The 22,953-nt window shown below is 74.5% G+C and carries 23 protein-coding genes and 1 tRNA gene; 3 read left to right on the forward strand and 21 right to left on the reverse strand.

Annotated elements, in window-relative coordinates:
* Positions 1–55: 55 nt before the first annotated feature.
* Positions 56–1,531, reverse strand: coding sequence for an aminopeptidase P family protein (locus tag ACFP3U_RS24625; protein ID WP_380227862.1), 1,476 nt, complete (start codon positions 1,529–1,531; stop codon positions 56–58).
* A gap of 167 nt (positions 1,532–1,698) precedes the next feature.
* On the reverse strand, positions 1,699–3,441 hold the full coding sequence (locus ACFP3U_RS24630) for a PP2C family protein-serine/threonine phosphatase (RefSeq protein ID WP_380227821.1): 1,743 nt from the start codon (positions 3,439–3,441) through the stop codon (positions 1,699–1,701).
* A gap of 710 nt (positions 3,442–4,151) precedes the next feature.
* On the opposite strand from ACFP3U_RS24630, the gene ACFP3U_RS24635 reads away from it, so the two are divergent.
* A complete protein-coding gene (locus ACFP3U_RS24635) occupies positions 4,152–4,808 on the forward strand; it encodes a bifunctional DNA primase/polymerase (RefSeq protein WP_380227822.1) in 657 nt (218 codons plus the stop codon).
* 342 nt (positions 4,809–5,150) lie between these two features.
* Here the strand turns inward: ACFP3U_RS24635 and ACFP3U_RS24640 are convergent, their stop codons facing one another.
* The 4 genes from ACFP3U_RS24640 to ACFP3U_RS24655 all read right to left on the reverse strand — a co-directional run bounded on the left by ACFP3U_RS24640 (position 5,151) and on the right by ACFP3U_RS24655 (position 9,675).
* Positions 5,151–6,137, reverse strand: a complete 987-nt coding sequence (locus ACFP3U_RS24640; RefSeq protein WP_380227823.1) for a DUF5926 family protein — start codon at positions 6,135–6,137, stop codon at positions 5,151–5,153.
* Positions 6,138–6,284: 147 nt separating this feature from the next.
* The gene (locus tag ACFP3U_RS24645; protein ID WP_380227825.1) at positions 6,285–6,704 is read right to left on the reverse strand and encodes an ATP-binding protein; all 420 of its coding nucleotides are present in this window, start codon (positions 6,702–6,704) and stop codon (positions 6,285–6,287) included.
* Positions 6,705–7,216: 512 nt separating this feature from the next.
* Positions 7,217–8,083, reverse strand: coding sequence for a glycerophosphodiester phosphodiesterase family protein (locus tag ACFP3U_RS24650; protein WP_380227826.1), 867 nt, complete (start codon positions 8,081–8,083; stop codon positions 7,217–7,219).
* A 122-nt stretch (positions 8,084–8,205) separates the two neighbouring features.
* Positions 8,206–9,675, reverse strand: coding sequence for a purine-cytosine permease family protein (locus tag ACFP3U_RS24655; protein ID WP_380227827.1), 1,470 nt, complete (start codon positions 9,673–9,675; stop codon positions 8,206–8,208).
* A gap of 326 nt (positions 9,676–10,001) precedes the next feature.
* Between ACFP3U_RS24655 and ACFP3U_RS24660 the strand changes: the two genes are divergently transcribed.
* Both ACFP3U_RS24660 and ACFP3U_RS24665 read left to right on the forward strand, forming a co-directional pair.
* Positions 10,002–11,732 carry a S1C family serine protease gene (locus ACFP3U_RS24660; RefSeq protein ID WP_380227828.1) on the forward strand — a complete coding sequence of 577 codons (1,731 nt, stop codon included), beginning with the start codon at positions 10,002–10,004 and terminating at the stop codon, positions 11,730–11,732.
* A 70-nt stretch (positions 11,733–11,802) separates the two neighbouring features.
* Positions 11,803–11,890 (forward strand) — tRNA-Ser (locus ACFP3U_RS24665).
* A gap of 138 nt (positions 11,891–12,028) precedes the next feature.
* Here the strand turns inward: ACFP3U_RS24665 and ACFP3U_RS24670 are convergent.
* The 15 genes from ACFP3U_RS24670 to ACFP3U_RS24740 all read right to left on the reverse strand — a co-directional run bounded on the left by ACFP3U_RS24670 (position 12,029) and on the right by ACFP3U_RS24740 (position 22,603).
* Positions 12,029–13,318 carry a tyrosine-type recombinase/integrase gene (locus ACFP3U_RS24670; RefSeq protein WP_380227829.1) on the reverse strand — a complete coding sequence of 430 codons (1,290 nt, stop codon included), beginning with the start codon at positions 13,316–13,318 and terminating at the stop codon, positions 12,029–12,031.
* Positions 13,319–13,466: 148 nt separating this feature from the next.
* Positions 13,467–13,661, reverse strand: a complete 195-nt coding sequence (locus ACFP3U_RS24675) for a helix-turn-helix transcriptional regulator (RefSeq protein ID WP_328955754.1) — start codon at positions 13,659–13,661, stop codon at positions 13,467–13,469.
* Positions 13,662–13,917: 256 nt separating this feature from the next.
* The gene (locus tag ACFP3U_RS24680; RefSeq protein WP_380227830.1) at positions 13,918–15,900 is read right to left on the reverse strand and encodes a DUF3987 domain-containing protein; all 1,983 of its coding nucleotides are present in this window, start codon (positions 15,898–15,900) and stop codon (positions 13,918–13,920) included.
* Between the two features lie 75 nt (positions 15,901–15,975).
* Positions 15,976–16,329, reverse strand: coding sequence for a hypothetical protein (locus ACFP3U_RS24685; protein ID WP_380227831.1), 354 nt, complete (start codon positions 16,327–16,329; stop codon positions 15,976–15,978).
* Entirely contained in the window at positions 16,326–16,922 is a 597-nt protein-coding gene (locus tag ACFP3U_RS24690) for a hypothetical protein (protein WP_380227832.1), read from the reverse strand. Before ACFP3U_RS24690 ends, ACFP3U_RS24685 begins: the two co-directional genes overlap by 4 nt.
* 106 nt (positions 16,923–17,028) lie before the next feature.
* Positions 17,029–17,436, reverse strand: coding sequence for a hypothetical protein (locus ACFP3U_RS24695; RefSeq protein WP_380227833.1), 408 nt, complete (start codon positions 17,434–17,436; stop codon positions 17,029–17,031).
* 113 nt (positions 17,437–17,549) lie between these two features.
* On the reverse strand, positions 17,550–17,876 hold the full coding sequence (locus ACFP3U_RS24700) for a hypothetical protein (RefSeq protein WP_380227834.1): 327 nt from the start codon (positions 17,874–17,876) through the stop codon (positions 17,550–17,552).
* A gap of 80 nt (positions 17,877–17,956) precedes the next feature.
* Positions 17,957–18,943, reverse strand: a complete 987-nt coding sequence (locus ACFP3U_RS24705; protein ID WP_380227835.1) for a hypothetical protein — start codon at positions 18,941–18,943, stop codon at positions 17,957–17,959.
* Positions 18,944–18,948: 5 nt separating this feature from the next.
* Positions 18,949–19,356, reverse strand: coding sequence for a hypothetical protein (locus tag ACFP3U_RS24710; RefSeq protein ID WP_030393886.1), 408 nt, complete (start codon positions 19,354–19,356; stop codon positions 18,949–18,951).
* A 16-nt stretch (positions 19,357–19,372) separates the two neighbouring features.
* A complete protein-coding gene (locus ACFP3U_RS24715) occupies positions 19,373–20,485 on the reverse strand; it encodes a hypothetical protein (RefSeq protein WP_380227836.1) in 1,113 nt (370 codons plus the stop codon).
* A gap of 164 nt (positions 20,486–20,649) precedes the next feature.
* A complete protein-coding gene (locus tag ACFP3U_RS24720; RefSeq protein WP_380227837.1) occupies positions 20,650–20,820 on the reverse strand; it encodes a hypothetical protein in 171 nt (56 codons plus the stop codon).
* Positions 20,820–21,062 (reverse strand): hypothetical protein, encoded by a 243-nt coding sequence (locus ACFP3U_RS24725; RefSeq protein WP_380227838.1) that lies wholly within the window; start codon positions 21,060–21,062, stop codon positions 20,820–20,822. Before ACFP3U_RS24725 ends, ACFP3U_RS24720 begins: the two co-directional genes overlap by 1 nt.
* Entirely contained in the window at positions 21,059–21,235 is a 177-nt protein-coding gene (locus ACFP3U_RS24730) for a hypothetical protein (protein WP_380227839.1), read from the reverse strand. Before ACFP3U_RS24730 ends, ACFP3U_RS24725 begins: the two co-directional genes overlap by 4 nt.
* Positions 21,232–22,233, reverse strand: coding sequence for a DUF2637 domain-containing protein (locus ACFP3U_RS24735; protein ID WP_380227840.1), 1,002 nt, complete (start codon positions 22,231–22,233; stop codon positions 21,232–21,234). Before ACFP3U_RS24735 ends, ACFP3U_RS24730 begins: the two co-directional genes overlap by 4 nt.
* A gap of 91 nt (positions 22,234–22,324) precedes the next feature.
* The gene (locus tag ACFP3U_RS24740; RefSeq protein ID WP_380227841.1) at positions 22,325–22,603 is read right to left on the reverse strand and encodes a hypothetical protein; all 279 of its coding nucleotides are present in this window, start codon (positions 22,601–22,603) and stop codon (positions 22,325–22,327) included.
* Positions 22,604–22,953 lie beyond the last annotated feature (350 nt).

A 22,953-nucleotide genomic window follows, 5' to 3' on the forward strand; every position in this document is an offset into this window, starting at 1 on the left:
GACCGCCGGCGGTTCGTCCGTCCGGGCGCGCGCACGCCCCGGGGTGTCGCCCGGCTCAGGCGAACGAGGCCATCCACGCCTCGACGTCCTCGGCGCGGCGCGGCAGGCCGGCCGAGAGGTTCTCGTTGCCGTCGGCGGTGACCAGGATGTCGTCCTCGATCCGCACGCCGATGCCGCGGTACTCCTCCGGGACGGTCAGGTCGTCCTGCTGGAAGTAGAGGCCGGGCTCGACGGTCAGCACCATGCCCGGCACCAGCAGCGCGTCGACGTGCTCCTCGGTGCGCGAGTGGGCGCAGTCGTGGACGTCCAGGCCGAGCATGTGGCCGGTGCCGTGCAGGGTCCAGCGGCGCTGCAGGCCGAGCTCCAGGACCTTCTCGACGTCGTGGACCGAGGGGTCCAGCAGGCCCCAGGCGAGCAGGCGCTCGGCGAGCACCCGCTGCGAGGCGTCGTGGAAGTCGCGGAACCGGGCACCGGGCTTCACGGCCGCGATGCCGGCCTCCTGGGCGTCGTAGACCGCGTCGTAGATCTTCCGCTGGAGCGCGTTGAAGCGTCCGTTGATCGGCAGGGTGCGGGTGACGTCGGCGGTGTAGAGGGTGTGCGTCTCCACGCCGGCGTCCAGCAGCAGCAGCTCGCCGGGGCGGACCTCGCCGTCGTTGCGGACCCAGTGCAGGGTGGTGGCGTGCGGGCCGGCGGCGCAGATCGAGCCGTAGCCGACGTCGTTGCCCTCGACGCGGGCGCGGCGCCAGAAGGTGCCCTCGATCCAGCGCTCGGAGGTGGCGACGGCCTGGCCGAGCTCGCGCACGCAGTCGGTGAAGCCGTTGACGGTGGCGGCGCAGGCGGCGCGCAGCTCGCCGATCTCCCACTCGTCCTTGACCAGCCGCAGGCCGCTCAGGAACTCCTTGAACTCGGCGTCCCGGTCGGCGTCCAGCACGTCGCCGAGCGCGGCCTCCAGGCCGGCGTCGTAGCCGCGCACGATCCGGGTCGGCACGCCGTCGGCGGTGCGGTCGGCCAGCTCGTCGGCGGCCTTGCGGACGTCGCGGACCGGCAGGCCGAGCAGTTGCTCCTGCTCGGCGAGGCTGTGCCGGCGGCCGACCCACAGCTCGCCGTAGCCGTCCAGCCAGAACTCGCCGTTCTCGCGGTCGGAGCGGGGCAGCAGGTAGAGGCCGAACTCGTGGCCGGCGGCGCCGGTGGGCTCGGCGACCAGCACGGCGTCCTCGGTCCGGTCACCGGTGAGGTGCACGTACTCGCTGGCGGCGCGGAAGCCGTAGTCGGTGTCGTTGGAGCGCATCTTGAGGGTGCCGGCCGGGACGACCAGCCGCTCGCCGGGGTAGGCGGCGGAGAGCCTGGCGCGGCGCTCGGCGGTGTACGGGGCCTGCGGGACCGGGGCCAGACCGTGCAGCTCGGTGTCGGCCCAGCCGGACTTCATCGACGCGGCGAGTTCGTCGGAGACCTCGGAGTAGAGGCCGTTCTTGCGGCCCTTGAACTGCTGCGGTTCCTCGTCGCCGCCGACGGCCTCGGGGTTCTCGGCCACCGCCGGGGTGCGGTCCTCGGTCACGTACGTCGCCTCCTTGCGCGTGGTGCCGCCCGGGGCGCGTCGGATCGCGACACAGGTGGGCGGCCGTGCGTCCATGGTACGGACGCCCGGCCGCCCACCCGTTCGGGTCCTCGAACGGCCCGGTAAGGGATTCAGGACCCCAGCTAGGCGAAGCGGGCGGCGAGCAGCATCAGGTCGTCGGTGGCCGGACCCTCGGCGAGGGCGGCGTGCCGGCCGGCGGTTCCGCCGTCTGCCGCGTCCCGCCGGTCGGCGGACCGCTCGGCCGCGGCCGCCAGCAGGTGGGCGCAGAGCCGGTCGGGGTCGATCCGGACGTCGCGCGGGGCGTCGGCGGCGGCCCGGCGCAGGTTGGCCTGCCCGGCGTGCAGGGTGGGGCCGAAGCGGCGGGCCAGCCCCTCGGTGTAGAGGACCAGGGTGTCGCCGCGCTCGGCGGTGAACTCCACCCCGGGCGCCTCCCAGCAGGAGAGCATGCCGAGCGGCGCGGAGAGCGAGGTCTCGACGAACTCGGCGCCGTACCGGGTGACCAGCACCGGCGGGCAGTGGCCGGCCCCGGCCAGGGTGATCCGCCGCTCCTCCGGCTCCACCCAGGCGTAGACGGCGGTGGCGCTGCGGGTCGGCTCGGTGGTCTTGAGCAGCAGTTCGAGGTCGCCCAGGACGGACACCGGGTCCTCGCCCTCCAGCACCGCGTACGCCCGCAGCGCGGCCCGCACCCGGCCCATCGCGGCGGCCGCGCCGGGGGCGGAGCCCGGTCCGGCGCCGGGGCCGTCGCCGGAGACCGAGCCGACGGTGAGGCCGACGGTGCCGTCCGGCAGCGGGATGGCGTCGTACCAGTCGCTGCCGCAGGAGCGGTCCAGTCCGGCCGGGTCGAGCCGGGCGGCCAGCCGGAGTCCGGCGGTCTGCGGGAGGCGGTCGGGCAGCAGGCCGCGCCGCAGCGCCTCGGTGGTGCGCCTGACCTTCTCCGCGTCCAACTGCTTGGCCAGCAGCGGCGCGGCCACGTCGCAGTAGCGCCGGGCCAGTTCGCGCCGGCGGTCGCTCGGGTCGGCGGGCCCGTCGTAGAACCAGAGGGCGGCGGCCAGCGGCCCGTCCTCCTCGGTGGCGAGCGGCAGGCCGTAGCAGCCGCCGAGGCCGAGCTGGCCGGCCAGTTCGCGCAGCCGGGCGCCGATCGCCTCGTCCTCGGCGAGGTCGTGCGAGCGCACCTCGGCGGGCCGGTCGTGCTCGCGGAGCAGCCGGGCGAGCAGGCTCTGGTCGGGCGGGACGGTCTCCAGCGAGCCGAGGCTGGCGCGGTCCAGGCCGAGCCCGACCGGCTGGCTGGGGCCGCCGCCGGGCAGCGCGGTGACCAGCAGGGCGCGGTCGGCGCCGAGCAGCGCGGTGCCGGAGGCGAGGACGGCGTCCAGGGTGGCGGGCAGGCCGCGGGCGCGGGCGAGCCGCTCGGTGTGCTCGTAGAGGCTGGCGAAATCGGACAGGCGTCCGGCCAAACGGTCCTGCATCCCGGTCGCGGCGGGGTCAGAGGCCGGGTCCGGGTCAGAGGCCTGATCCGGGGCCGGGGCCGGGGCCGGGGCCGGGGTCGCGCCGTCGGGTGCGCCGTCCGGTGTGGCGTCGGGCGCGCGGTCCGATGCGCCGTCCGGTGCGCCGGGGGCGTCCGCGGCGGGGGTCGCGCCCGCTCCGCCGTCCGTGCGCCGGTCGGTGCCGCCGTCCGGGGCGTGGCCCCCGGCGGCGTCCGGCGGCTCGCCGTCCGGCTGCCCGGCGGCCGGTTGCTCGCCGTCCGGCTGCCCGGCGGCCGTCGGCGCGGCCGGGCCGTGGAAGCCCGGCGGATCGAGGACGGAGAGCCCGCTGGCGCCGCCGGGCTCGACCGGCTCGGAGGACGTCGACGGTTGGGGGGACTCGGTCATGCCGCCACTCCTGACGCGGTGGTACGTGTCATGCGGATCATGCGGAACCCCCAGGGCGGCCGTTGTGGAGCGAGCACGGCCAAAAGGGCGCGTTTCGCCTCGATTCGCTACTACTCGTCATTGATCGACAGCAATGCCACCACTTCTACACAGGCCATTCGGGGCATGTCCAGAGTCATGACAGGGCGGGTGACCGGTTCCGGGCCTGGTGGGGCCCGGTCGGGGGGCGCGTTCTTCCCCGTGCGCGCCGGTCGGTCGCACCACGGTCCGGCGCGGCGTGATGGCTCCGGTCGACGGGCATGGAGCGGCCGTGAACGGGCAGAACCGAGGGGACGGTGCCGGCGGCCGTCCGGATCGTATGCCTTTACCGCCGGCCGGCCGGGCCGGCCGGAAGCGACTCACTCGTACGGTGGAACCAACCGCGCCCGGGCGGCGTCCATCCGGTCGCATACGGGATTCTCGTTCCAAGGGCTGTTCTATTCCGCGGCCCTTTCACATCAGCTCCGCCGCGTGCTCCAGGCCCGCGCCGCAGTTCGCACCGCCGTCCGCACCGCCGCCCGCCCTGCCCGCCGTTCGGCCCCGGCCCGGCTCCCGGTCCGTTCCCTCCGTCCGGTTCGCGGGCCGGCCGACGTCCCCGGACGCGCGGCGGCGGCCGGCCCGGCGGCCGCGGGGCGGAGCCTTCGAGCGGTCACGGAAAGGAACGGGTGCCAATGCGTGACAACCCACTGCGCGACGACCCGAAGAACCGGTCGGCGGCCCGGGCGGCCCGACTGGCCGGGGCCCTGACGGCCGCCACCGAGCACCGCTGGCCCGTCGTCCCCGGCACCGTCCTGCTCGCCGGCGGGCACTGCTCCTGCGGCGACCAGGACTGCCCGGTGCCCGGGGCCCACCCGCACGACCCGCCGCTGCTCGCGGCCACCACCGATGCCCGGATGGTGCGTTGGTGGTGGGAGCGGCGCTGCCCGGACGCCCCGCTGCTGGTCGCGACCGGCCGCACGGTCTCGGCGGTCAGCCTGCCGGCGGCGGCCGGGGCCCGCGCGCTCGCCTACCTCGCCGCGCTCCGGCTGCCGCTCGGCCCGGTGCTGGCCATGCCCGACCGGTACGCCATGCTGGTCGCCCCCTACTCGCTCGACGCGCTCGGCGAGATGCTCGTCCAACTCCCTTGGGTGCCGGGCTCGTTGCGCTACCACGGAAGTGGCGGATTCCTGCTGCTGCCGCCCGGTGGCGGGGCCGGCGACCGGGTGCGCTGGGTGCTGCCGCCCCGTCAGGGCGCCGACGGCGGCGTCCGGCTGCCCCAGGTCGGGCCGTTGCTGGGCGAGTTGGTGGCCGCGGCGGTCCAGCTGGACAGCGGCCGCTCGGCGTACTGACGGCGTACTGGCGGCGGGCGGCCGGCGTACTGACGGGGTGCCGCCGGGGCGCTGACGGCGTGTGGCCGGGCCGGCGCCCCGCGCGGTGCGACCGGGGGGCGCCGCCGGCGCATCGATCGGGCACGGCCGACCCGCGCCGGCGTGGGCCGTTCGGAAAACAAAAGATCCGGCCGCTGGCGACGGGGGATGCACCAGCGACCGGACTCTTTAGACAGTAACAAGGATCCGCGCCCGCGCCAATTTCCAAGACGCCCTCACAGCCCGGAAATTGCGGGTCGCGGGCAACAATGTGACGCGTATCACGTTGTTCGGCCGGGCGGTCGCCGGCCTTCCGTCCCGCCTTTAGTTCAGGGTGACCTGACGGTTCACCAGGTTGGCGCGGGTCCGCCGCTCGTCGGCGGTCAGCGGCGCCGGGTCGGCCAGCACCGCCGCGAGCCGCTCGGCGAACTCGGCGGCCGGCTTCTCGCAGTCGGTCGCCGTCATCCCGACCGGCAGGTCCCAGACCGGCACGGTCAGACCGTGCGCCCGGAACGAGCCGACCAGCCGGGTGTCCGGGCCGAGCGCGGACTGCTCGGCGGCGGTCAGCCGGGCCAGCGCGTCCAGCAGCTGCTCCTCCGGCACGGTCATCACCCAGCGCAGGTGGTTCTTGTCCGGGGTGCCGCACCAGTAGGCGGAGTCGACGCCGGTGAGCTTCTCGGTCGGGATCGCCGAGGCGTTGGCGCGCTCCAGCGAGGCGGCCACCTCGCCGGTGGCGGTCTCCGCGTCCTCCAGCCAGAACTCGAAGCCGGTGTGCACGGCCGGCTCGAAGGCGGCGGTGGTGTCCAGCAGGTCCTGCAGGCGTCGGCCGCCCGGCACGGTCCGGCGGGCCGGCACCGGGGAGCCCGGCTCGACGGCCAGCGCCAGCTCCAGGGCGTCCGCGAGGTCCCGGCTCAGGTCGCCGGAGGCCGACTGGGTCTGCAGACCCAGCAGGATCGAGCCGTCCTGACGGCGCAGCGCCGGCCAGGCCAGCGGCAGCACGGTGGCCAGGGTCACCGACGGCACCTCGCCGTTGGCGCCCTCGGCCACCCCGGCGGCCAGCGTCAGCGGCACGGTGGCGGCGGGCACCAGCTCGCGCAGCGCCACCCAGTCCGCCTCGCCGGCCAGGCCCTCGAACGGACGGTGCACCAGCTCCTGGACGGCGTGCGAGGCCTCGCGGCCGTGGCAGGCCTTGTAGCGGCGGCCCGAGCCGCAGGGGCAGTTCTCACGGGCCCCGACCACGGGGATCTCGCCCGTGACGGCGGGGGTGGACTGGCTGCGCTGCGGCGCCTTCTTGGCGGCCTTCTTGCCCATGGTGCGGCTCTCCCGGGAACGGTGGTGTTGTGCTCCGGGCAGCCTACTGACGTTCCCCGGGCGTGTGGGCGCACGCCGGGACGCGGGGGCGGGACGCGGGGGCGGGCCGCGGGGGCGGGACGCGGGGGCGGACCGCGTTCCGTCCGCTCAGGCCTCGCGGTGCCCGCCGGTGGTCCGCCGGGCGTGCCGGGCCCGGGCCGGCAGGGCCGCCCACACCGTCACCTCGCCCGGGGCGTCGCGCACGCCCCAGTCGCTCGCCAGCTGGTCCACGATGCTCAGCCCGCGGCCGCCGTGCGAGGTCAGCGAGGGGCTGGACGGCGACGGCCGGGTCTGTGCCCCGCCGTCCGTCACCTCCAGGGTGAGCACCCCGTCGGCGTGCATCTGCCAGCGGACCAGGACGCCGCCGGCGTCCTCGACGGGCTCGCCCGGTGCGGTGGCCGGCCCCGCCGGGCCGGTGGCCCGGGACGGTCCGCCGACCAGCAGTGCCTCGACCGCCTCGGCGCGGGCACCCCGGCCGAGGGCCGGCAGCGGCCCGAGCGGTCGGGCGTAGCGACAGGCGTTGCTCAAAAGCTCGGAAAGGATCAGAACAGCATCATCAATGACCGGTTCCGGTATCTCCCGGTCTCCCAGATCTCGACGCAGTCGGCGCCGTGCGACCCCGACACTCGCTGGGCCGTGCGGCACTGCCATGGTCGATGAAGTCGGCACTTCACGCGCCACCATCAACGCCACCCCCGGACCTCCTTCAGCGTATGCCGAGGGATGGATGCCCCTTGGCAATACGTCGGAAACGACCGCGCGGCGATCCCGCGCGGTCATTTCAGGCCGGTACACCGACGGTGCGCGACAGGTGATTCGTTGCTCACCCTCAGTCGTGAAACTGTATGAAATGCGCCAGAAATCGAGGCTGAAAGGTTTGAGTCCCTACCAGTACGGTCAACGCGTCACAGTGGTTGAACGGTTCACCATCCTTCACCGCTTGCCCGCGCGGAACGGAGCCCGCCCCGGCGGTCGCTCACGCGCTCCCCGGCGGTCGCTCGCGTGCCCCCCGGCGGTCGCCGATCCGCCCTCCCGGGGGGTCACCGGCCGAGCTGGGCCAGGACCTCCGCCGGGCGGTTGGTGATGATCGCCGAGACCCCGAGCTCCAGGCACAGCTCGACGTCGGCCGGCTCGTCCACCGTCCACACGTGCACCTGGTGCCCCAGCTCGCGCAGCCTGGTCACCAGCCCCGGCCGGGCCCGCACCAGGTCGATGCCGGGGCCGGCGATCCGCGCCCCGCCCGGCAGCGGCGCGCCGGGGCGCAGCCGCCCGCGCAGCACCAGGCCGCGCTCGAACAGGAAGACCCGCGGGTACTGCGGCGCGGCGGCCGTCACCCGGGCCAGCGCGACGGAGGAGAAGCTCATGATCCGGGCGTTGACGCCGTGGCCCGCCGCCCCGGTGTCCGCCGGGTCGCCGCGCCGGCCCCCGCCCGCGCCCGCGCCGCCGATCCCGAACCGGTCCAGCACCCGCAGCAGCTCGGACTCCACCCGGCCGCGGAACCGCACCGGGTGCTTGGTCTCGATCGCGAGGTCCACCGGGCGCCCGCAGTCCACGACCAGCTCCAGCAGGCTCTCCAGCCGCAGCACGCCACGCAGCTCAGGGTCCTCGCTGGGCCGGCCGGTCTTCCAGGCACCGAAGTCGTGCGCCTCCAGCTCGGCCAGCGTCATCGCGGACACCGTCCCCCGGCCGTCCGAGACCCGCCCGATCCGCCGGTCGTGCACGCAGACCAGCTGCCCGTCGGCGGTCACCCGGACGTCGCACTCCAGCGCGTCCGCCCCCTCGGTGAGCGCCCGGCGGTAGGCGGCCAGGGTGTGCTCGGGCAGGGCGTGCGAGGAACCGCGGTGGGCGATCACCTGGACGGGCGGCGCGGTGCGGGCCGTCGCGGGCGAGACATCAGGGCTGGTCACACCCCCCACGATAGGCGGCGGAGGTGACACGAAGGCGAAGACGGCCCCAATCGGCGGGGCCGTCTTCGTCACTCGGTCGGCCCGGCGGATCCGCGGGCCGGGCGGTGGGGTCAGCGGCGGGGTCAGCGCGCCTCGGCGGCGGCCCGGCCCCGGGTGCCCCGGGTGAGCGGGGTGAGCGCCCAGGTGGCCAGGGCGGGCACCAGGAAGCCGAACAGCGAGGCCGAGGTCCACTCCTGCGGGGTGAAGTGCAGCGCCTCCTGCGCGGAGGTCCAGAAGTCCGTCCACCAGCCGGCCACCGCGGTCGGCGCGATCAGCTGGTAGGCCGCGAAGCCCAGCGCCCACGGCAGCAGCATCAGCCAGCGGGACGGCGCGTCGGCGGAGAGGTCCCAGCCGCGCCGCCCGGCGCCGAGGAAGTAGTCGACCGCCAGCACCGCGAACATCGGCACGAAGACCGCGCCGATCAGCCCCAGGAAGGCGTAGTACGAGTCGGTGAACGCGGTGATCTGCAGGGCGAGCACGGTGATCAGCGCGCCGGTGGCGCCGGTGAGCACCCGGCGGTCGACCTTCGGCAGCAGGTTGTGGATCGACATCGCGGTCGAGTACACGTTCGCGAAGGACTGGTCGGTCTCGCGCAGCACCAGCACCAGCAGGAAGAGCCAGCCCGCCCAGACGCCCAGGAAGGAGTCGAAGATCCGGTCGGGGTCCCCGTCCGCCTGCAGCAGCGCCAGCAGGCCGAGCACGTAGCACCAGACCTGCGCGATCGTGTAGCCGGAGAAGCTGCCCCAGAAGGCCGAGCGCGGGGTGCGCGAGTGCCGGGTGTAGTCGGCGGCGAGCGGCACGAAGGAGATCGACACCGCGATCATCGCGTCGGTCGCCTTCAGGAAGCCGTGCCAGTTGCCCGCGCCAGGGTCCGGGACGCCGTGCCGGCCGAGCTGGACGGTGAGGTAGACCATCGCGACCGCCACCGCCGCGGCGACGAAGCGGCGCAGCACGGCGATCGCGCCGAGCGGCCAGATGGTCAGCGCGGTGGTGACCGCGCCGGCCAGCACGACGAAGGCCCAGCGGTAGCCGTCGGTGCCGACGACGGTCTGCGCGCCGAGCGCGATCGTCAGCAGCTCGTAGACGCCCCAGCCGACGCACTGGACGATGTTGAGCACCGTCGGCACGTAGGACAGGCGGGTGCCGAACAGTCCGCGCAGGTTCGCCATGGCGGGCGCGCCGGTGCGGGCGCCGATCAGCGCGGCGACCCCGAGCATCGCGGTGCCGACCGCGGTGCCGGCCACGATCGCGGTCACGGCGGCGGCCAGCGACAGCTCGCTGCCCTTGGCGCCGAGCACGGTCGCGGCGGTGGTGAAGCCGATCAGCGAGACGCCGAGGTTCATCCAGAGCGCGAAGTGGTCGCGGAAGGCCAGGGTGCGGGGCGGCTCGGTGTCCAGCACCAGCGGCGCCTCGACCCGGGCCGGCGGCTCCAGGACGGCGGTGGCGGTGCCGCCCGTGGGGGAACCGGGGACGGCGTTCGCGGCGTCCTGGAGCTGGGGGACGTTCCGCGGCGCGGGGGCGCCCGAGGACGAGGATGGCGAAGCAGGCGGCATGGCCGATAACTCCCTACGCCGGCATTACCCGGACAGGTTCCGGCGGTCTGCGCCCCCTCGACGGCCGTCCACGGATCCCGTGGCGTACGGTCGACCGGCGCACTCTCAGCCTGGTGGGTCCAAGCTCCCGCGTGTCAGTTCGGAGCGACAGGGTAGCGGGCACGGGGGAGAACGCCAAGGCCAGGGGGGTGCGTGCGAGGCGCTCGGGGCCGCCCGTCTGGCCGGGCTAAGGATTCTTATGAGTTCTTCAGAAGGGTCCTTACGGCAATCGAATCGAGTGTGCGAAAAACTATGGTTGTTGGTCCTGTCAGCGATGGAGGTCGTCCGTGAGCACCGAGCGCGAGGTTGGGTCCACCGGGCCGCAGGGGGAACAGCCCTCCAGCGGCCAGGGGGTGGTGGGTTCCGCTTCTGACGGTCCGGCGCAGCAGTCTGCGGCCGGCCCGAACCCCGCGGTGACGCCCGCGGCCGACCAGCCGGCCCCGGCCGCCGAGGGGGGTTCCGGCGGGTTCACGCCCACCCTGGCGTTCAGCAAGGTGGCCGCCCCGGAGCCGGCGGCGCCCGCCGCGCCCGTCCCGGCCCCGCCGGTCGAGCCCGGCTACCTCGACGCCCCGCCGCCGGTCCTGCCGCCCGTGCCGGCCGCTCCGGCTGCCGCTGCGGCTCCTGCGGCTCCGCAGGGCGGCAACCCGTACGCCACCCCGGCCCCGGGCACGGCGGTGCCCCCGGCGCTCGCCGCGCACGACCCGTACGCGCCCGGCGGCGCCCCGCAGGGCCCGGGCGCGACCAGCCAGCACCACCACCCGTTCGGCGCCGGCCAGCCGCTCGGCGGCTGGGGCGCCCACGACGCCACCCCCGGCGGGCCCGGGGCCCCCGGCGGCCCCGGCGGTCCGCTCGGCTACCCGGGCGAGTACCCCGGCGCGCCCCTCCCCGGCGGCCCGCGCAAGAAGCGCGGCGGCCTGATCGCCCTGGTCGCGGCCGTCGCCCTGGTGGCCGGCGTGGCCGGCGGGGGGGACGGCGTGGCCGTCGCCGACCGCGACGACTCCACCGTCAGCGCCAAGGCCGACCGGAGCTCCACCACCGTCCAGGCCAACAACACCCAGAAGAACGAACCCGCCCCGGGCTCGGTCGCCGGCATCGCGCAGAAGGCGCTGCCCAGCGTCGTCACCATCAAGGCCCAGGGCAACGGCGAGTCCGGCACCGGCACCGGCTTCGTCTTCGACACCGAGGGCCACATCCTCACCAACAACCACGTGGTGGCGCCCGCGTCCAGCGGCGGCAAACTGACCGTCAAGTTCGCCGACGGCAGCTCCTACGGCGCCTCCGTGCTCGGCCGCGCCGAGGGCTACGACGTCGCCGTGATCAAGCTCGACAGCCCGCCCAAGGGCAAGCTGACGCCGCTTCCGCTGGCCGACTCCGACAAGGTCAACGTCGGCGACTCCACCATCGCCATCGGCGCCCCGTACGGCCTGGAGTCCACCGTCACCACGGGTATCGTCAGCGCCAAGGACCGCCCGGTCGCCTCCGGCGACGAGACCGGCGCGCAGGCCTCCTACATGAACGCCCTGCAGACCGACGCCTCGATCAACCCCGGCAACTCCGGCGGCCCGCTGCTGGACTCCAGCGGCGCGGTGATCGGCATCAACTCGGCGATCCAGTCGAACGCCTCCAGCAACGGCCGGGCCGGCTCCATCGGCCTCGGCTTCGCGATCCCGATCAACCAGGCCAAGTGGGTCGCCGACACCCTGATCAAGACCGGCAAGCCGGTCTACGCCAAGCTCGACGTCCTGCGCAACGACGACTACAAGGGCGACGGCGCCCAGATCCAGACCCGCGACATCCAGGGCCAGCCCGCCGTCACCCCCGGCGGCGCCGCCGACCAGGCCGGCCTCAAGCCGGGCGACGTCATCACCAAGCTCGCCGGCAGCCCGATCGAGAACGGCCCCGCCCTGGTCAGCAAGATCTGGACCCACAAGCCCGGCGAGACGGTCGACGTCGAGTACACCCGCAACGGCCAGACCGCCACCACCAAGGTCACCCTCGGCACCCGCGTCGGCGACTGACCCCCACCCCACCCACCCCCGAAACCCGGTGCACCGAACCCCGCCGGACCCGTTAGGCTGACCTCCGCCTGGAGAGCTGCCCGAGCGGCCTAAGGGAACAGTCTTGAAAACTGTCGTGCGGTGACCCCGTACCGTGGGTTCGAATCCCACGCTCTCCGCAGTTGGAGAACGCCCTGATCAGAGCGGGTATCGGCTACATGCCGATACCCGCTCTTTTCGATTCAGTCCCGGGCTGTCCCACCCGGATGCCCCTCCGGACCACCCTGTGTGGAACGCCCGTGGAACGGATCCGGGCCCTACGCGGCAGGCTCGTCGCCGTCGAGGAACCGCTCGATCAGGCCATTCGCGCGCTCCTGCCGCCCGTTGATGACCTTCGCGTAGAACCGGAGCAGGACCGCCACGCTGTGCCCCGCCCGCCGGGCCACCTCGGTCTGGTCGACGCCGGCCGCCAGCCACCCGGAGACGGCGGTGTGGCGGCAGGAGTACGGCACCTCGGCGAGCTTGGTCTCCAACTCCTTCGGGCTGAGGGCGATCCCCCGGGCCCGCTTCCAGACGGCCGCGGTCTCCTTGGTCAGCAGCCGCCCGCCCCGCGCCGCCCGGAACAGGCGGCCGTCCTCCGCCACCCCGTACGCGGCGACGTGCTCGCGGATCAACTGGACCAGCACGGGCGGGATCGGCACCTCCCGGGTGGCGTTCCGGGCCCGCCGCTTGAGGCCGCGCTCCTCGTGCGACTGGCCGTCATCCGTCCAGCGCGACCCGACCCGGGGCGAGCTGCTGCCGAGCACCAGCTCGCCCCACCCGCTCTCCGGCAGGGAGCAGTCGACCAGCCGCAGGTTCGTCGCCTCCGCCGGCCTGGTGGCGGCGTACAGGATGCACCCGTAGAACGCCCGCAGGTGCCGCCCCCGGGCCGAGACCTGCCCGGCGGCGTCCAGCAGCGCGCGGCCCTGCGCCGGGCTGGGCACCCACCGGAAGTCGATCTCGTCGCTCGTGGCCGGCGGCGTCCAGTCGACGAACTGGAGGGGGTTGCTGGGCAGCCGCCGGCGTTCGACCGCGTACCGCAGGGCGTTGTTGAAGACCATCCGCTTCCGGGTGAGCGTGGTGTCCGCGGCGACGCTCCCGTCCATCAGCCGGGCGATGGCCTCCAGTCCGCGGCGGACGTTCTCGGAGTCGTCCAAGTGGACCAGGGGGATGGACTTCTTGGTCACCCAGGCCAGGGCCGAGGTGATCTCCTCGGGCGGTTCGGCGAGGTGCTCGGAGAAGTTGAACGCCCAGCAGGAGAGTGCACGGCGGAGAACCTTTGGGTCCGGCTTCCCGCGACGATCCGTCACCAGCGCCTCGGTGAGCGTGGCCAGGGCATCCGCCCGGGTGGCGCGGTTCTTCGCCGACGAGCGTGACCACTTCGCCTCGGCGTACTCCTTGGCGTGGGCGAACCACGACACCTGGTTCAGCTTCCGGAACTCGGACGCGGGCAGTCCGGTCTCGGTCTCGAACTGCTCGCCCTTCCGCATGGCCGTCAGCAGTTCCGCTCGCCGGCCGTCGGCGAGCGGGAAGGTGGCGAAGGTCGCGGAGTGGGGTTTCTTCCCCACGCGCCAGCGGAGTTGGTGCGGCCGCCGACCGCGTCCGAGATCGCGGATGGCGTGGATCTGGACGTCGTAGGTGAGCAATGGGGCTCCAGAAAGAGAGCAGCCCCCGGCCGAGTCGGCCGGGGGCTGCGAGGGAAGGGCGGGGCGCGGGTCAGGCGGCGGCGTTCTGCTCCTGCGCGGCCCACCAGGCGTCGAGGTCGCTGCGGCGGACGCGGATCTGATGGTTGGGAAGCTTGATGAGCTTCGGGGCCTTCCCGCGGGCGACCATGCGGTAGAAGGCGGAGCGGGACATCTCCAGCTCTTCGAGGACGGCGGCGAGCTTGAGCTTCGGGTCCTGCGTGGGCATGGCGGCGACTCCATCGGCGGGTGCGAATGGTGGTTGCGGAGTGTTACCGGCCCTCTCGCGGACGGAGGCGGAGGGCGGAAAGTGTCAGGGATGTCAGGGGAAATCGCTGACCTGTGGCTTTGGCCCCTGGCAGGGCGTCAGGGATTGTCAGGGATGTCAGGGAAATTCGGCGTTTCCCTGACATCCCTGACGTGCCCTGACCGGCCGTCCGGAGGTGTTTTGGCTGGTCAGGGATTTCCCCTGACATCCCTGACGGTTACGGGGCTTCGGCCCCGTCCGTGGGGGTGCTCGCGGCCGGGTGGACACGGAACGTGACGGCCGGGGCCCGGCCACGCTGACCGCCGGCGGGCGGCTGGTCGGTGCGGAGCCAGCCGTGCTGTTCGAGGAGGGCGAGGGCGGGTTCGACGTCGGCGACCTTCTTGAAGCGGCGGCTGCTGGCGACGGCGTCGTGGGCCTTGATGTGGGTGCGGTGGGTGCCGTCCTTCTTCGGGCGGCGGAGCCATTGGAGGAGGGCGTGGGCGTCCTCGGTGGCGGGGTCGGCGGCGATGAGGTCGAACACGGCGAGGGTGTGGGCGGTGTAGTACTCGGCGATCTCGGCGGCCCGGTCGACGGTGGCGGCCTCGACGGGCGCGCGCCAGTCGCCGCTGACGTGGTCGGCGAGGTGGAGCAGGACGGCGATACGGGCGATGTGGCCGACCAGCTTGCCCGCCCAGTCCTTGATGTGGGCGAGCGGCTCGTCCGGGCGGAGCTGGACCTCGAACTTCTCCTGCAGCTTCTCCACGGCGAGGTCGGCGGCCGCGGTCATCGTGACGGTGACCGGCTCGTCGAGGGCGGTGAGCGTGTGCAGGAGCGTGGTGAGGCGCAGGTCGTAGGCAGCGGCGACCTGCTCCGGGACAGGGGTGGTGCGGATCTTGCGGTAGCCGAGGTTGGACGGCGGCAGGGAGTACAGGAAGCGGGCGAGCAGGCCCCGGTCCCGGGCGCCGGGGGCGGCGCCGAGCTCCTGGAGCACGGCGGGCTGCGGGGTGACGCCGATGGTGAGCGCGGGCTTGTCGACGGTGGGCTGTTCGCGGGTGATGCGGTCGGCCTGGAGCCGTTCGCCCTTGTGGGCCTGGAGGAAGACGCCGAGGTTGGGTTTGCTGCTGTAGCGGCCGACGATGCTGTCGAAGAGGTCGCCCTCGGGGGAGAGCGCGGCCAGGCAGCGGTGGACGCCGAGCTGGTGGGTGACGGTCTCGGGGGTGATGTCCCCGGACAGGGTGAGGCGCGGGCTGGGCGGGACGACGATCTCGTCGGCCAGCATCCGGGCGCCGGCGATCTCGGCGACCAGGTGGGCGCGATCGAGGTCGGGGTTCTTGCGGGCCCTGGCCATGAGGGCGTCGACCTCGGCGAGCGCGGTCTCCTTGGCGGTCTCGGCCTCGATGATCCGGGCCCGGGCGTTGGTGCGCAGTTCGTCCTCGACGCGGTAGATCGGTGCGGTCATGGTCGCGAAGACGTCGGACTTGCGGCTGGCCGGGGGCATGGCGCAGACCAGGTAGAGGTTGGACTGCTCGCGCCAGCCGGGCCGGATCTCCACGCCGACCCGCCCGCCGGCGGCGGTGGAGAGGGCGGCGAGGGCCATGGTGGCGGCCATGTCGGGCGGGGTCTGGGTGAACTCCGCCACCGCCTCCACATAGGCGCCGACCCACTTCGGGAGAGTGTGGACGGGGAAGGTGGGCAGGGTGCCGTGTGAGCCGAGCGGGACGGGGTCGAGCCAGCTCTCGCCGGTGGCGAGGTCGGCGAGCGCGGCCAGGGCGGCGGCGCGCACGTCGTCCAGGTCCGCCTGGCCGTCGCCGGCCATGTGGGCCAGGCGGCTGGTGGCGGTGTTGATCCGGCGCCGCTCGGCGGCCGCGCGCACGATCTCGGCGTAGTAGTCGCCGTTCGCCGCGGTCGGAGTGGCCTCGACACAGGCGTGCAGGTAGCCGGGCCCGCCGATCCGGCCGAGGTCGCCCTGCGCGCGCAGGACACCGGTCAGCAGCAGCGGATCCACCGGGCGCTCGCCGTCGGCCATGCGGGTGATGGCCCGCCAGATCGTCTCGTGCGCGGGGTGGTAGAACGCGCCGGGGCCGCCGAGCTGCGCGGCCAGCGCGGGGATCTGGACGGGGTCGAGCAGGGCGGCGCCGATGACGGCCTGTTCGGCGGCCTTGATCTCGGCGGGTTCGGGCCGGAACGGGATCACGTTCGGGTGCGCGGACTCAGCGCTCACGACGGGCTCCTTTCGTACGGAGCAGGGCGGCCCGCGCCCGGGCGGTGCCGGGCGCGGGCCGCGAGAGGGAGGGGTTCAGAAGAGGGCGTCCGGCCCGGCGGCCGGGGCGGTGGCCTGCCGGGCGGCGCGGGCGGTGCGGCGGGTGGCGTCGTGGCAGGCCGGGCACCACGCGGCCAGCTCCTGCTTCGGCAGGGCGGCGGCGCGGTGCGCGGGCAGCAGCAGGCCGTCCGGCTGGGCGGGGGCGGCGAGCAGGCTCACGGGGCCGGTGCCGTGGCGGACGTAGGCGCCCTGGGCGACGGGGCAGCGCCCGCCGTCCTTGCTGTGGTTCTTGCCGCAGGTGCCGCGGCACTGGCAGCGTCCGGCGGCCGCGGCGAGGACGGCCTGCCACAGGCCGCCGGTGTCGCCGAGCGGCGGGGTCCGCTCGTTCACCGGCCACCCGCGAGCAGGTCGTCGACCAGCGGCGACAGGAACTCGTTCGCGTGGGCGGCGAGGGCGGCGACGACGGTCTTGGCCTCGTGGGTGAGGGTGCGTCCGGGCCGCGCCGCGGTGGGCCGGAGCAGGATGCCGTCGGGGACGGGCAGCAGGACGGTGGCGGTGAGCAGGACGGCCGGGCGGTCGGTGTGCTCGGGGCCGACGAGCACGGGCCACGGGTCGTCGTGGCTGCCCCACGGGTCGCGCTCCCAGTCCAGGGGACGCGGGCGGCTGGCGGGGCGGCGGGCGAGGTGGCCGTGCCGCAGGCCCACCTTGGCGCACAGGACGGCCCGGCCGTCGTGGTCGCGGTGCACGGTGAGCGGCTGGAGGTCGGGGCGCACGTCCACGTACCCGGGCGACATCACCGGGAAGGTGGCCACCGACCACGCGACGGCGGCGAAGTCCACCGGGGTGAGCGGCTCGCCACCCTCGCGGAAGTCGGCGGCGTACTTCGCGAGGTAGGCGCCGTAGCGGGAGCGGCCGTCGCTGGCCTGCTCCCGGTCGGCGATGTCGTCGATGACGGCGAGCGTGAAGCGGTCGAACTCGGGCATGCTGGTGTCCGATCTCGTCTGCGGAGACGTGGTCATGAGCCCCGTACCAGCCGTCTCTCTGCCAAGGTCGGCGGCTGGTAAGGGGTTTCGCGTTACGCGGGCGGGTTCAGTCGGTGGCGCGGATCAGTTCCTGCAGCGCCGGGTAGGCGGCCGCCGGGGCGTCCTCTCCCCGCAGGGGAAGCTCGGCGGCCCGGCCGGTCAGGAGGGCGTGGACGGCGGCGGCGATGCTGGCGGGGGTGGCGATCAGGGCGAGGACCAGCGGCTGCTCGTTGGAGTAGCGGCCGTCGCTGGTGGCGCGCATCCAGAGCCAGCCGACGGTCTGGTTCCAGAACAGGCCCAGGCCGTGTGGGTGGCCGGCGGCGTCAGCACGGTCGTTGTCGAGCTGGATGAAGATCTCGGCGAGCATCTGCTCGCCGTCGTCGTTGCAGTACTGGGCGAACGACTCGGTCCGGTCGGCGTTGTCGCCGAGCGCGGCCAGGAGGTCCTCGAAGTACGGGGTGTGCGGGTCGGCCATGTGCTCGTCTCCAGGGTGATGCGGGTCCGGGCTGTCCGGTCCCCGCGCCGCCCGCGCCCCGGGCCGCTGGCTGCGGCGGGGTGCGGACGGCACGGCCGGCCGGGCGGGCCGGGTCAGTCCTGGTCGGTCTCGCAGGTGCCGTCGCAGTCGTAGAAGCCGCAGCCGCCGCACTCGGGGCAGCGGTCGTGGTCGACGGTGACGACGTCGCAGGCGTCGTCGTCCCAGACCTCGTCCTCGTAGCCGCCGCCGGTGCCGTGGCAGCCCTCGCATGTCTCGGTGTGACCGGGCTGCGGGCCGGCGGCCCGCTCCTCCTCGGCGCGGCGCTGTTCGTCGGCGACGTCGAGGGCGATCTCGTACGCCTTCTCCTCGGCGCGGGTCGGCCCCTCGATCTCGCTGCAGTCGTCCCAGGCGTCGTACGGGTCGTCGTGCTCGGTGGTCATTCGGGTCTCTTCCAGGCGGGGCCGGCCCGGCCGGCCTCCCGCTCGGCGCGGGCGCCGCGCTGCTGGACCGGGCCGGTGGTTCAGGCGGCGGTGGCGGGGCGGCCGACGATGATCGTCCGCGCCGGGTTGTCGGGGTCGGTCTGCATGACGAACCCCTCTCGGGTGGACCACTCCCGGGTGTTGTTGGCGTTGGCGTTGGCACTCTGACCTGGGCCAACGTTGGCAACAACGGGGGTCTCGGAGGGGGAGGGGAGTGGGGGGACGTCCTGGTGGTGGACGCCGGGCCCGTTGCCGTCCGGGGTGCGGACCCCCTCGCGGACCGGGATGCCGGCCTGCGAGAGGAGCGCGCGGACGGCCTTGGTGGAGCCCGTCCAGGAGGGGTGGGTGGCGCCCAGATCGGTGGCCAACCGGGTCAGCAGAACGGAGTTGCCGGAGCCGGTCAGGGAGGAGGTCAGGGAGTGGACCTCGACGGGGGTCGGGACGGTCTCCTCGGGGGCGCCGACAGGGTCCTCCTCGGCGGGCTCCTCCTCGAGGGCGGGCACCGGCCCGTCCTGCTCCTCCTGGCCGTCGGCCGGGGCGTCCTTCCCGCGGGCGGGGGCGTGGATCAGGGCGGCGATCCACCAGACCCCGAGGAGGACGCCGATGCCGGGCTGGATCCAGGGGCGGGCGAGGGACCAGACCAGCGGGCCGCCGACGACCAGCAGCAGGGCCGCCGCGCCGGCGGTGTCGCCGAGCTTGCTCCGCTGTTCCTTGCGGGCGGTCTTGGCCTGTTCCAGCTCGATCTGGCGGGCCGTGACCTGCGCGGCCTCCCGGGCCTGGAGCATGGCGGCGCGCTTGACCGGGTCCGCCTCGGTCAGGAGCTTCTGGGTGAAGGCGGCCTCGGCGGCTTCGGCGGCCTGGGTGGTGATCTCGTCGCGCTTGGCCTTGAGGGCGGCGGCCTCGGCCCGGCGCTCGCGCTGGGGGGCCGTCAGCTTGCGGAGGAGGACGGGCGTGCCCGCGGCGAGGCCGGTGACCGGGTAGAGCAGGGTGGCGCCCAGCTTCTCGGTGGGGAAGATCTTCTCGGCCATGGCGGTCAGCCGATGAACGAGGTGATGAGCCCGCTGAGGATGCTGGCCGGCAGGGCCCAGAGTCCGCCGGCGGCGGCGAACAGGGACGGGGCGACCGCGCCGCACAGCGCGTCCTTCCACGGCTTGGGCTTGAGCCCGAACACGGCGATCGTCAGGACGGCGGCGGTGGCGCCGGTCTGCCACTCCCCCAGGGCGGCGTTGCCCTGGAAGGAGCTGCTCAGCTGCTGGCCGATGCCCGCCAGCTGCTGGAAGGCGGTGCCCGCGTTGGCCGACAGCAGGCCGATCCCGAACGCCCAGTAGGGGACGTGCTCGTCGGCGACGTTGATCTTGTTCTTGCCGCGCACGCCGACGTAGAGGTACATGGTGGTGACGGTGGCGGCGCCGCCCGTGCCGAGGGCGATGAGGCTGCTCATGGGGTGTCTCCTTGGCTCAGTTGAGGGGGAGGGCGGCGAGGAGGCGGTCGAGGCCGGCGGCCACGGCCAGGCCGGAGGCGACCGGGACGCGCAGGGCGACGAGGGTGATCAGGGGGAAGGGGCCGGTGACCTCGGAGACGCGCTGGCGGCCGCGGTCGCGGACCTGGAGGTCCAGGGCCCAGCCGAAGGCGGCGACGAGCAGGCCGACGAACGGCCCGCCGGGGGCGATCAGCGGCACCAGGCCGGTCGCCCAGCCGCCGGTGGCGCTGATCGCGGTGAGCACGCACCAGCGGCGGAAGCGCCGGGTGCGGTCGGACGGGCCGGCGGTGCGGGCGGCGCGGCGGCGCTGGCGGCGGGCCCGGGTGCGGGCCTCGCGCCGGTCGGCGAGCTGCTGTTCGCGGTGGCGCCGGGTGCGCTGCTCGGGGGTCTCCCCGGCGGCGGCCCGGGCGGCGTCCTCCCGGGCGCGGGCCCGCTGCCGGTCCAGCTCGTGTTCGGCCCGGCGGCGGGTGGCCCGTTCGTCGGGGGTCTCGCCGATGCGCTCGGCGAGCAGGTCGACCATGCCGACGAGGTCGTCGCGGCGGTGGCCCGGGCCGAGGGCGTCCTCGATGCGGTGGCGCTCGGTCCGCTGCTCGGCGGTTTCGCCGGCGGCGGCGAACTGGCTGTCGCGCACGGCGCGTTGAGCGGCGACGACGGCCTCGTACTGGACCTGCTCGCGGGCGTGGCGCTGGGCCTCGGTCTCGGTCATCAGCTGGGTGACCTGCTGGCCGACCTGTTCGGCGATGTGGGGCACCTGCTGGGTGAGGATCTGGCCGACGGGGGCCCAGAACGCCTGCGCGGCGGCCTCGAAGGAGGGCCGTTCGGCGGTCTGGTCGCCGCCGAGCGGGACGGGGGTGTGGACGACGGGCCCGGACTTGCGCCACCACTCGTCGACCACCGGCCCGGTGCCGGCCGGAGCGGCCGGCGGGCTCTGGGGCGCGACCGTCGGCATCGGCGGCACGGAGGGCATCGGCGGAACAGGCGGTGCGGTCGGGGCGCCGGCGGGCCCGCCGGGGGTGGGGCCGAGGGTGACGAGTCGCTGAAGCAGGTCGGCGAGGTCGTCGTCCCAGTCGCCGTTGTGCGGGGTGGTCATCGGTTCGACCCCCGGCGGATCAGCTCGCGGACGGCGACGCCGGCGATCGCGGCGTCGAGGAGCACGAGGAACAGGCTCAGCAGGTAGCCCATGGAAACTCCCAGGTCGGAGAGGATGCGCGCCCCGCACACCGAGGGTGTGCGGGGCGCGCGTCGGGGAGTGGGTCAGGAGGAGCGCCACCAGGCGCGGGGGGACTCGGCGCGGTGCCAGGCGGTGGTGGACCGGCTGGTGCGGTGGGAGTCGATCTGGCGCTGCCCGGCGCGGTCCGCGTCGCGGACGGCCTTCGCGCGGCGTTGCTGGCCGGACTCGGGCGGCTTCGGGTCGCGGCCGAACATCAGTCGGTCCTGCGTCCGATGCGGCCGACGAGGACGAACGGCTCGCCGTCGACCACGCACATCGCGGTGAACTCGCCGGGGCAGGCGCCGCCGCTGCGGGCGTCGGTGACGACCAGGCGCGAGCACCACGGCTCGCGGATCAGGCCGCTGACCACGTCCAGCGGCACGGGCTCGGCGACGCGGTAGGCGACGCCGTCGCGGCGGACGGTACCGACCAGCGGCAGGGAAGTGATCGCCTTCACTTCTGCTTGCCCTCCCAGACGTCCTTCTCGGTGAGGAAGGCACGGTGGATCGGGTCGCCGACCGGGCACGGCCGCCCGTCCTGGCACGGCCCGCAGGTGGCGGTGTGCTCCGTGGCGGCCCGGAAGGCGGCCATGTAGGTGATGAACTGCGGGTCGGACACGGGCATGGTCACGATGCCTGCTCCTCAGCGGTCGTGGTGGGGACGGCGTGCAGGGCGGGCCGGACGGCGGGGTGTTCCTTGTAGCGGGCGGCGATCCAGCCGACGGACCAGCCGGTCAGCTCCACCGCCTGGCGCTGCGGCAGCCTGGCCTCGACGGCGGCCTTCACCACCTCGCGGGCCCGCTCCTCCGGCAGCCGCTCGGTAGCCGGGCCGGCGGACAGCAGCTCGGCACGGGCCCGCTCGGCCGCCTCCCGCTCACCCTGCTCACGCTCGGCCCGGGCGGCGTGCTCACGGCGCTCACGCTCGCTCGCCTCCCGCTCACGACGCTCACGCTCGGCCCGCGCGGCGGCCTCCCGCCGGGCCTGCTCCTCGCGCGCCGCGGCCTCGCGGCGGGCGGTCTCCTCGCGCTGGTCGCGGGCCATGCCCGCGTCGTGCTCACGCTGCTCACGGGCGAGCCGGGCTTCGTGCTCACGGCGCTCACGCTCGCCCCGCTCAGTAGCCTCGAAGCGCTCCATGCGGTCGGCCCGCTCCTCCCGGCGCCGGGCCTCGGCCCGCTGCTCGCGCAGCTCGCGCTCGGCCCGCTCAGCGGACTCACGGGCAGCGAGCGCGGCGCCGATCGCCCGCCGGTAGGCCAGCGAGGTCTCCGCGGTGACGATCAGCAGCAGCGGTGCCACCGAGTGGACCGCCACCCCGACCGGATCCCGGTCCAGGGCGGACAGACCCACGTTGAGCAGGACCGTCATGAGGCCGGTCATCCAGCGCAGGACCACCGGCCAACGCCCGCCGTCGCCGTTCAGCCGGGCGAGCGTGGCGTCCATCCGCACCACGATCACCACCGCCGCATCGACGACGAGCGGCAGGATCGGCGCCGTCCACTCCCACCCCTTCGGGGTGTGGCCGGCCATGAGCGGGGTCACCGTGAGCACGCTGTACAGGACCGCGCCGAACGTGATCGCCCACGTCCCGACAGACAGCGCCCGCTCGGCCGAACGGATCTGAGCGGGGCCCATCGTCGCCTTCATCGCGGCCCCCGAACCGGGCACCGCGAGCGGCCGGTGAGCGCGCTCACGGCAGCCGTGAGCGCGGTGAACTCGTTGCCGTTCACGCCGCCACCCGGAGGGTGCTCGCCGTGCGGCGGACGGCGACCGGGCGCCGCAGCGGCACCGGCGCCGACCGCAGCAGACGCTCGGCGTAGGTGGCCAGCTCCGGGTCCTCCCGGCGCAGGTCCGCCAGCATCGCGTGCGCCGCGTCCAGCCGGGCCGCGCGCTCGATCTCGCCCTCGCCGGCGACCCCGGCGAACAGCTGCTCGTCCACGCCGAGCGCCAGCTCGGCGAACTCGTCTTCGTCCGCGGCCGTCTGGCCCGCGATAATCAGCCTCATGGGCCTACCTCTTCTCTGGGGTGTGGGCCCGTGAGGGGTCGCCGCGCTCCGGCCAAGGAAGGCGCGGCGGCCCTGTTCTCACAGGCCCGGCCAACGTTGATCAACAGCACTGGCCGCCCCGATTACCCAGGGCGGCCAGCAGGTCTGCGCCCTTGAAGGCGGGCGCGGCCTTTTTGATCTAGGTCTCCGATCTGACAAGGCGCCGGGATGCCTCGGCCCGATCTGTCCCGGACCCCTTCGCCCTGGGCACGGCGGAAGGCCGGCCATTCACGGGCGCATTCGTGCAGGTCAGAGCAGCCCAAAGAAGGCCCCTCTGTGTCACCCCTGTCTCACTCGGTGCGACACTTACA

Origin of the sequence: Kitasatospora misakiensis (assembly GCF_042656005.1) — a bacterium.
Classification (GTDB): domain Bacteria; phylum Actinomycetota; class Actinomycetes; order Streptomycetales; family Streptomycetaceae; genus Kitasatospora; species Kitasatospora misakiensis.

Coding starts and splice junctions, on each gene's coding strand:
- ACFP3U_RS24630 (WP_380227821.1), bottom strand. CDS start 3,441: ATGACCGAGTCCCCCCAACCGTCGACGTCCTCCGAGCCGGTCGAGCCC.
- ACFP3U_RS24635 (WP_380227822.1), top strand. CDS start 4,152: ATGCGTGACAACCCACTGCGCGACGACCCGAAGAACCGGTCGGCGGCC.
- ACFP3U_RS24640 (WP_380227823.1), bottom strand. CDS start 6,137: ATGGGCAAGAAGGCCGCCAAGAAGGCGCCGCAGCGCAGCCAGTCCACC.
- ACFP3U_RS24655 (WP_380227827.1), bottom strand. CDS start 9,675: ATGCCGCCTGCTTCGCCATCCTCGTCCTCGGGCGCCCCCGCGCCGCGG.
- ACFP3U_RS24675 (WP_328955754.1), bottom strand. CDS start 13,661: ATGCCCACGCAGGACCCGAAGCTCAAGCTCGCCGCCGTCCTCGAAGAG.
- ACFP3U_RS24690 (WP_380227832.1), bottom strand. CDS start 16,922: ATGCCCGAGTTCGACCGCTTCACGCTCGCCGTCATCGACGACATCGCC.
- ACFP3U_RS24695 (WP_380227833.1), bottom strand. CDS start 17,436: ATGGCCGACCCGCACACCCCGTACTTCGAGGACCTCCTGGCCGCGCTC.
- ACFP3U_RS24700 (WP_380227834.1), bottom strand. CDS start 17,876: ATGACCACCGAGCACGACGACCCGTACGACGCCTGGGACGACTGCAGC.
- ACFP3U_RS24705 (WP_380227835.1), bottom strand. CDS start 18,943: ATGGCCGAGAAGATCTTCCCCACCGAGAAGCTGGGCGCCACCCTGCTC.
- ACFP3U_RS24710 (WP_030393886.1), bottom strand. CDS start 19,356: ATGAGCAGCCTCATCGCCCTCGGCACGGGCGGCGCCGCCACCGTCACC.
- ACFP3U_RS24715 (WP_380227836.1), bottom strand. CDS start 20,485: ATGACCACCCCGCACAACGGCGACTGGGACGACGACCTCGCCGACCTG.
- ACFP3U_RS24720 (WP_380227837.1), bottom strand. CDS start 20,820: ATGTTCGGCCGCGACCCGAAGCCGCCCGAGTCCGGCCAGCAACGCCGC.
- ACFP3U_RS24735 (WP_380227840.1), bottom strand. CDS start 22,233: ATGGGCCCCGCTCAGATCCGTTCGGCCGAGCGGGCGCTGTCTGTCGGG.
- ACFP3U_RS24740 (WP_380227841.1), bottom strand. CDS start 22,603: ATGAGGCTGATTATCGCGGGCCAGACGGCCGCGGACGAAGACGAGTTC.